We start from the raw sequence: 7,109 nt of genomic DNA, 5'->3' as shown, positions 1-7,109 counted from the left end.
AGTCGCCGGTTTGAGTTGTCAGTGCGTGTGGGCGCAGTGAAAGCTCGGAGATAATTTATCGGCATGATTTCGAGCCACTCCAAAGACGACGACACCCCAAGACACTTGGAACGCGCGTGGGGCAACATACCCGCCAGTCTATCAGCCATCCGGTCAGCGTCGGTCGGCCCTCTCACGCGCATCAGAGGGTGCGAAAGCGCTTCCCTAACCCGAGACCCCCGGCAGGTCAAATAACCTTTAGTCGATGCGGCCAACTCAACTGTTCTCACAGTATCGGTCACACGGGATGCCACCTGCCCTTTCCACTCGCGTGACGTTACGTCCGCAGAATGCTGCACGAATTCCGCTTAAGGGATGCTTAACGGGGCAGGGAGGTCAGCTGTCACAGGATGAACAAAGTGCACGGCGGGAAACCCCTCGTTCACTGTGATAAGCAGATGTCGTCTGACGCTCAGGAATAGCGCTGACCTCGTTGGCGTTCGATACGAGGTAGGGGTTTTGCGTTAAGGATATCTGCCTTTTGCAATTGCAAGCACCGGATGAAACGTCGACGCCCTGCTTAACGTGAGACATAGGAAAACCACATGCCCGAACGTCACGTAACGGCCCACGTGACTGCCGCAGTGATGAGGACAACCGCCCAGGACGGCAGACGCCACCATGTGAGCAGCAGGAGCGCCAGTACTGCGATACAGAAATCGGCCGCGCTATGCACCGCGCTTGTCCAAACCGGGTCGTAAAGCGCTGCAAGCAGGATACCCACCACTGCCGCGTTGATGCCTGCCATGGCCCGGCGCATCGGCGCGAATGCACGGAGTGTTCCCCACAGCGGCAACGCGGCGCCGACAAGCAAAAAGGACGGTAGAAAAATGGCTACCGTGGCGAGTGCCGCGCCCGCAGGTCCCGATGGCACGCCTCTGCCGATTGCGCCCAGGAACGCCGCAAACGTAAAGAGGGGACCCGGCAATGCTTGTGCCGCGCCGTAGCCGGCGAGAAACTCGTCGATGGACACCCACCCGCGCGGAACGACTACCGCCTGAAGTAGCGGCAGCACGACGTGGCCTCCGCCGAACACCAGCGAGCCCACGCGATAAAAACTTGAAAACAGGTCCAGCCAGTACACGTTCCCCAGTCTGGCCGCAAGCGGCAAACCGAAAAGCAGCGCTACAAACGCGGCGAGACAGATTACCGCCCCACGCTTTGTCCCCGGCATGCCGACCGGAGCCTCAGGCATATTCGTAGAGGTCTTCAGTAGCGTCGCTCCAGCAACGCCTGCCAGAACAATCGCGACAATCTGGCCGGCGGTCGCTCCGAGGACGGTCACGACTATCGTGGCCGCAACCGCTATCGTCGCACGACTCCTATCAGGACAAAGGCTTCGTCCCATTGACCAGACTGCCTGCGCGACGACCGCGACGGCGGCTACCTTCAGGCCGTGCAGCAACTGGACGGACCCCGCATGTCCCATATGGGTGTAACCATATGCAAAGGCAACCAGAAGTACGACCGATGGCAGCGTGAACCCGAGCCACGCGGCAAGTGCACCGGGGACGCCGCCTCGCATTCGTCCGATGGCGATGCCAACCTGACTGCTTCCGGGTCCCGGCAGGAATTGGCATAGAGCGACGATGTCACCGTATGTATGCTCGTCGAGCCAGCGACGGCGCTGCACGAACTCGTTCCTGAAATAGCCGATATGCGCTGTGGGACCGCCGAAACACGTCAACCCAAGGCGCAAGAAGATACCAAACAGGACCCACGGCGATAAGCGTGATGGGACATTGTCTTGTGTGTTGGAAAGCGTAGTGTCCATGGGGTCCTCTAGTGCCGTCCCGGCAATTTTTCGGGTGCTGTCGTTTTTTTAGTGGTGAGGCGTCGTTGCAGGTGCTGATACTAGTATGGGTTCTGATGAATCGTAACTCGAACGCCGGCTGCGGACCCAAAGCGCCCGCCGGCCTTTGGCTCACGCCGGGTGACAGATACCTGCTTATTGGCTTGACCGGCGCAGACTATGTCGCAGTCATCGACTGGCGCGCGCGCAAAATCGTGAAGACCATTCACACGGACAACGGCGCGCACAACTTCCGCTCGCTCGTCGACGGCCAGCACATTCTGGTGTCGAACCGGGTCGGCAGCACCATCAGCATTCTCGACCAGAACACGCTGGCCAACGTCGGAACCAATACCGGTCTGCTGCCAGGTCCCGATGATATGGAACTCACGCCCGACAAACGATACCTGTGGGTCACCTTCCGGTTTGCCCGTTACGTCGGCGTCATCGACATGAAAACGCTCAAGCTGGTCAACACCATCAAGGTCGGGAAATCACCTCACGGCATTTATTTCCAGAACCGCGCGCCGCTCGTATAGGAGCTTCCACGCAGGAGGTTGCGATGCAGATTATCACTGCCCTCGGTCATGCCCTGTGGATGGCCTTCACGATATTGTGGCAGATATTCTGGGGATTGAGCCTAGGCTTCCTGTTCTCTGCCGTGATTGAAGTTGCCGTCTCGAAGTCCGAGATGTCGAAGCTCCTCCCTGACGCTTCCCCCGGTCGCTGACAGTCGCCAGCCTGCTCGGCGCCGCATCCTCCTCGTGCTCCTATGCCGCCGTCGCCATGGCCCGCTCTATTGTGCGCAAAGGTGGTGACTTCACCTCCGCGATGGCATTCCAGTTCGCCGCGACCAATCTTGTGCTGGAGCTCGGCGTGCAGATGGCCAAATTTTCTGGCCCCGTCTAATTAATAAGCCTAACGGAATATATTCGCGAGACGAAATCATGAATTACCGAACCGTAATGTTGATGCCACGTGGTGTTCAGGTGTGTCGTCCAATAATAGAAGCTCCGCCGTCGACCGACGTCTTAGGTCAGCTCTTCCAGGAGTCTTCATGAAAGTTAAATTATGCGCAGCGCTGATAGCGGCGATGCTTGCGAGCTCCGCGTTTGCCGACGGTAGTCACGCGTATCCAGGGTCGGCTATGGCTAACGCGAACGAAGGAAGCGCCGCATCTCCGTCCGGTCTCGTGAGCGTTGACGCGCAAGCGCCCGCCGGGAATACGCGTGCACAAGTACGCGGAGAACTGATTGAGGCCGAACGCACCGGTATTACGCCTGCGGGGAAGTTCGACTACCCGCCGAGCGCGGCGACGATAGAGCGTAATCGGCAGCGATTCAGTTTGGCCGAACAATACTGGGCGAGTCGAAAGTAGAGAAAGGTATTGCTTGCGCTGAGCCTCGCCTGATTCTTCACGGATGTATGAACAAGACTTTATTGGTTTGGCAGCGCCGTCGAATCTGCGGGAGTGGCCCGCGTGGCGACTCGTCAGCCTGCTGTGTGGGAGGGAAATTGATGCCGCCACGATTTTCCACACTGAGCCGCCTCATCGCCATTTCGGTTCTATGCACAGCAATGAACGGGTACGCACACTCGGCCATGGGAAGAACGGGAGTATCAGTCGGTCTGCAGCACACATTTCAACTTCCACCGCATCACCCCTGCCAGAGCATGTACGTCAAAATGCCTAGCTGTCCTTCAAGCTAGGTACGATTGCGTCCAAGCGGAAAGCTCCGGGCAGCGGTGGCGCACGGCATCGTCGACACGGCACAATAGGAAAGCATTAGATGTTGAAGTCAATCACGTTAGTTGTCGCGGTTTTCGGCCTCGCCGGATGTGCTGTTGCCCCTGGGTACGGCTACCCGCAGTTCTATGACCCGGGCTATGTCTCCGCCTACCCCTATCCCTACGACTACTATGCGTCAGGGTACGGCGGCGGGTTTATCGGAGGCGGTTGGGGAGGCTACTATCGAGGTCGGTTTGGCCATGCTGGCTACCACGGGTACGGTGGACACCGTTTTGGCGGACGTTACGGTGGTGCCGGTGGACACTCGTCCGGCGGCGGTGGTCACGGAGGCGGTGGTCGTTAAATTGCACAAATGCGTTGCTGCGTTCATTGGTGGATGTAGCACTCTCGCCCTTGGGGCCAACGTTTCACCGGACGGAAATGGTTGCTTTCGTCATTCTTTTTCGTGGTCGTGCTGTGCAATGTTCGATTTCCCAGGACGTACTCGAACAGTATTTCTGGCCCCCCATCGGCAGCAAACGATACGCGTCTTCTGAAAGCCTATACGGACGGACACAAACACCGCTGCTATTGAACGGAAGTTGCTGAGAGTCCCGGACCCACAAGGCTGAACGCTGCCGACTTTTCACGCTGAGGGACTATTGAACGAGTTCATCCTCGCGGCGAGAGACAACCCGTCACAATCGAAAACGCTTTGGTCGACGCATACGCGGCTGCATAACGGACCTACTGTCGGTCGCTGCTGTCAAGAGAGCTGTCTCTACCCGGACAGACGCAAAAGTGAGAACCTTGGCTCGCCTACCAAGAGCACGGCAGTGTCTCGCTTCAACCTGCGAGTAACGACTCGAATTCTTCGAGCGAAAGCGGTTTCAAGAGTTGACCATCAAAGCATGACATGTCGAAGCGCTCGCCGACGTCCTCGTCAGCGGTCAGGGAAAAGATGCGCCGGGAAGCGTATTTCTCAGATGCACGAAGTCGCATACACAACTCGTGGCCGTTGATATCGGGCAGCCCTATGTCCAGAAGAATCAGCTCGAACGCCCCTTCGCCGCTTGCAGCCACGAGTGCATCGAGCCCGGTGTAGGCTCGGGTCACTGCGTGACCCATCGAGCAGGCGACGTTGGCGAGCGAGTCTGTGCTAGTGCGGTAATCGTCTACCAAGAGGACTTTCATTCGAAGGTCTCCTAATGCTCAAGATACAGATTTTCGCTGCGGCGACGTGCCATGCTTTCGATTCGGCAGTCCATTCGAATTGGCCTGCGATGAAAAAAAAGACGCCGCCGGCGAGCTGGCGGCCAACAGGAGACGTTTAGGGCAATCGTTGCAGCATGGAATCAAGACCGCCTGAACCATAATAGTTGCGGTACTCCTGGTGCTCACCTTGAGTCGACCAGCCTCATACATGCGAACCTGCAGGCCAAGCGACCGGATGCTGCTGCCTTACGCGAGACGGACGGCGTTTCATCATCGATATTGAAACAGCAGGCGTAATCTGGTTTCCAGGGGATGACGAGGGTGTCGCGTACCTCTTTCGAGTTGCAGATTAGCGTGGAACGACGCCCGGCGACATGATACGAATGTATAGGCATTTTCTGGACGTCATTGGCGATGCCACCCTACGAGTACAGTCCGCGAGTTCTCCACGGAATCTGTTCGCATGGCTGTGGACACTTCACGAGCAGGCGGGGCAAGTGACTGAAGCGACTGGATTGGTGCAGTGCTTGCCTGATGTGTGCAACTAGTTGTTCACCACCGCGCCGAACTTAGCTATGAAGTAATAACATTGGTAAGGACCACGAATAAGCGGTGCAGAACAAAACGAAGGCAACTGACCTGCGCAACGATAGCGAGTTTCAATTTGTATGCGGGTTGCGACATCGAGCCAAGGTCCGGTGTGCCGCGCAGCGACGGCAGCGTTGTGCCAACCGTCGACGGCTCGGGCATGCTGCGTGCGGAACATAGGAGCATCCATTTTTTTGAGGAGATGAATCATGGGCTCAATCGACCCGCAAGGTGGCACCCAAGGCGGAGCCAATATCGTCGGCGGTGGTATCGGCGAAGGACCGGGGCCGGACATCATGGCCGCAGCAACACTCGATGGGAATAAGGTAATGTCAGCAGACGGCGAACACGTGGGCAAGATTTCAGACATCATGCTCGACGTCCGCAACGGACGCATCGCCTATGCCGTGCTGTCCGCGGGAGGTTTCCTCGGGATGGGGGCTGACTTGCATGCCATTCCGTGGAGCGCGCTGACTCTCGATACTGACCAGAAGTGCTTCTTCGTCGACATTCCGGCGCAACGCCTGAAGGACGACCCCGGCTTCGACAAGGACCACTGGCCAACGATGGCTGATGCGAATTGGGGAGAGTCGACGTATAGCTACTACAACCGGCAGCCGTACTGGTCTGCGTCGAGCAGAGAAGGGGGAGGCGACCCTGCCCTCCGGCCGAGTGAGCATTAACACAGCCATCCCTGGACCGACCCGGACGCATCTTTGGGCCGCAGGTCTGGCATCTATGCCGCCGCGCACCGTCGCGGCGGCGTAGGTACCCCGACAGGGCTCGCAGCAACGGGTGGAATTGGCGTACATGTTCGGGCGGTCTGAAGTCATTGTTCGAAGCGGCGGGGAGTCATCAAGGCGCCTGGCACCGCGCTCGCTGCCGCCGGAGAGGGTAGTCCGCATTCTTCGTCCGTCAGACCTGGGTTGATGGGCGCGAGGGGGCGCTGGAGAGTCGCCACGGCGGCGGACGATTGAACCTATCATTGCGCACTGACGCGGCGAACAGCACGCTGTACGGCTAGTCGCAGGTTCGAATTTTCCTGTGCCATTCCAGGGCGTAGAACATTTAAACGACAGCGCGATGCGACCGCGCTCCGGCTGCACGAGGACGCACCGATGACTACTGGTCCGCCCCGACGAACGACGGCTGAAACCGGGACAACCGACGGTTCCGTCATTTACGTGGTCGATGACGACAAGGCAATTCGACTTGCCCTCGGCGCGCTGATGCGCTCCGTGGGCTTCCGCGTCGAAGTGTTCGAGTCTCCTGACGAATTTCTCAAATTTCCTCACTACGCTGGGCCGAGTTGTCTCATCCTCGACGTGCGACTCCACGGAAAAAGCGGCATGGCGTTTCATCAGGAACTCGTCGATAGCGGCATGCGTATTCCCGTCGTATTCATGACCGGTCATGGAGACATCGAGATGGGTGTGAAGGCGATGAAGGCCGGCGCGCTAGACTTTCTTGCCAAGCCGTTCAAGGACCAGGACATGCTCGACGCAGTGGCTCAGGCACTGACGCGAGACAGCAAGCGGCTCGCGGCAGAGACAGAGTTAGCCGGTCTGCGCGCTTTGTATGAATCCCTGTCACCGCGCGAGAAAGAAGTGATGGCCTTTGTGCTATCCGGCCTGTTGAACAAGCAGATTGCCACTGCGATGAACCTGAGCGAAATCACGGTCAAGGTTCACCGTGGACAGGTCATGCGCAAGATGGAGGCGCGCTCGATGCCCGACCTTGTCCGCA

At 58.3% G+C, this 7,109-nt stretch carries 9 protein-coding genes and 1 pseudogene; 7 read left to right on the top strand and 3 right to left on the bottom strand.

Annotated features, from left to right (window positions below):
• Positions 1 to 595: 595 nt before the first annotated feature.
• A complete protein-coding gene (gene chrA / locus HV670_RS29015) occupies positions 596 to 1,813 on the bottom strand; it encodes a chromate efflux transporter (RefSeq protein WP_175108389.1) in 1,218 nt (405 codons plus the stop codon).
• Positions 1,814 to 1,941: 128 nt separating this feature from the next.
• Between chrA and HV670_RS29010 the strand changes: the two are divergent.
• The 5 genes and pseudogenes from HV670_RS29010 to HV670_RS28995 form a co-directional block, all read left to right on the top strand.
• Positions 1,942 to 2,370: pseudogene (locus HV670_RS29010) on the top strand (YncE family protein); the annotation flags it as partial.
• Positions 2,371 to 2,393: 23 nt separating this feature from the next.
• Entirely contained in the window at positions 2,394 to 2,561 is a 168-nt protein-coding gene (locus tag HV670_RS31645; RefSeq protein WP_246258081.1) for a hypothetical protein, read from the top strand.
• Complete coding sequence (locus HV670_RS31640) at positions 2,558 to 2,740, top strand: permease (protein WP_343054526.1); 183 nt, start codon at positions 2,558 to 2,560, stop codon at positions 2,738 to 2,740. Before HV670_RS31645 ends, HV670_RS31640 begins: the two co-directional genes overlap by 4 nt.
• 148 nt (positions 2,741 to 2,888) lie before the next feature.
• Positions 2,889 to 3,209 (top strand): DUF4148 domain-containing protein, encoded by a 321-nt coding sequence (locus tag HV670_RS29000; RefSeq protein ID WP_175108388.1) that lies wholly within the window; start codon positions 2,889 to 2,891, stop codon positions 3,207 to 3,209.
• 412 nt (positions 3,210 to 3,621) lie between these two features.
• On the top strand, positions 3,622 to 3,924 hold the full coding sequence (locus HV670_RS28995; protein WP_175108387.1) for a hypothetical protein: 303 nt from the start codon (positions 3,622 to 3,624) through the stop codon (positions 3,922 to 3,924).
• 482 nt (positions 3,925 to 4,406) lie between these two features.
• Here HV670_RS28995 and HV670_RS28990 read toward each other — a convergent pair whose 3' ends face one another.
• Positions 4,407 to 4,754, bottom strand: coding sequence for a response regulator (locus HV670_RS28990; RefSeq protein WP_175108386.1), 348 nt, complete (start codon positions 4,752 to 4,754; stop codon positions 4,407 to 4,409).
• Positions 4,755 to 5,319: 565 nt separating this feature from the next.
• Positions 5,320 to 5,574, bottom strand: a complete 255-nt coding sequence (locus tag HV670_RS28985; protein WP_175108385.1) for a hypothetical protein — start codon at positions 5,572 to 5,574, stop codon at positions 5,320 to 5,322.
• On the opposite strand from HV670_RS28985, the gene HV670_RS28980 reads away from it, so the two are divergent.
• Complete coding sequence (locus HV670_RS28980; RefSeq protein ID WP_175108384.1) at positions 5,573 to 6,046, top strand: PRC-barrel domain-containing protein; 474 nt, start codon at positions 5,573 to 5,575, stop codon at positions 6,044 to 6,046. The genes HV670_RS28985 and HV670_RS28980 overlap by 2 nt on opposite strands.
• A gap of 435 nt (positions 6,047 to 6,481) precedes the next feature.
• A partial coding sequence (locus HV670_RS28975; RefSeq protein WP_175108383.1) for a response regulator transcription factor occupies positions 6,482 to 7,109 on the top strand: 628 nt, incomplete at its 3' end.

This window comes from Pararobbsia alpina (genome assembly GCF_902859895.1).
Lineage (GTDB): Bacteria > Pseudomonadota > Gammaproteobacteria > Burkholderiales > Burkholderiaceae > Pararobbsia > Pararobbsia alpina.
Note: the sequence above shows the minus strand (reverse complement) of the source record. Positions and strands in the feature narration are given on the sequence as shown.

What these genes read in the sequence shown, in the direction of transcription:
- HV670_RS28995 (WP_175108387.1), top strand. Translation starts at nt 3,622, where the DNA reads ATGTTGAAGTCAATCACGTTAGTTGTCGCGGTTTTCGGCCTCGCCGGA.
- chrA (WP_175108389.1), bottom strand. Translation starts at nt 1,813, where the DNA reads ATGGACACTACGCTTTCCAACACACAAGACAATGTCCCATCACGCTTA.
- HV670_RS28985 (WP_175108385.1), bottom strand. Translation starts at nt 5,574, where the DNA reads ATGATTCATCTCCTCAAAAAAATGGATGCTCCTATGTTCCGCACGCAG.
- HV670_RS29000 (WP_175108388.1), top strand. Translation starts at nt 2,889, where the DNA reads ATGAAAGTTAAATTATGCGCAGCGCTGATAGCGGCGATGCTTGCGAGC.
- HV670_RS31645 (WP_246258081.1), top strand. Translation starts at nt 2,394, where the DNA reads ATGCAGATTATCACTGCCCTCGGTCATGCCCTGTGGATGGCCTTCACG.
- HV670_RS28980 (WP_175108384.1), top strand. Translation starts at nt 5,573, where the DNA reads ATGGGCTCAATCGACCCGCAAGGTGGCACCCAAGGCGGAGCCAATATC.
- HV670_RS28990 (WP_175108386.1), bottom strand. Translation starts at nt 4,754, where the DNA reads ATGAAAGTCCTCTTGGTAGACGATTACCGCACTAGCACAGACTCGCTC.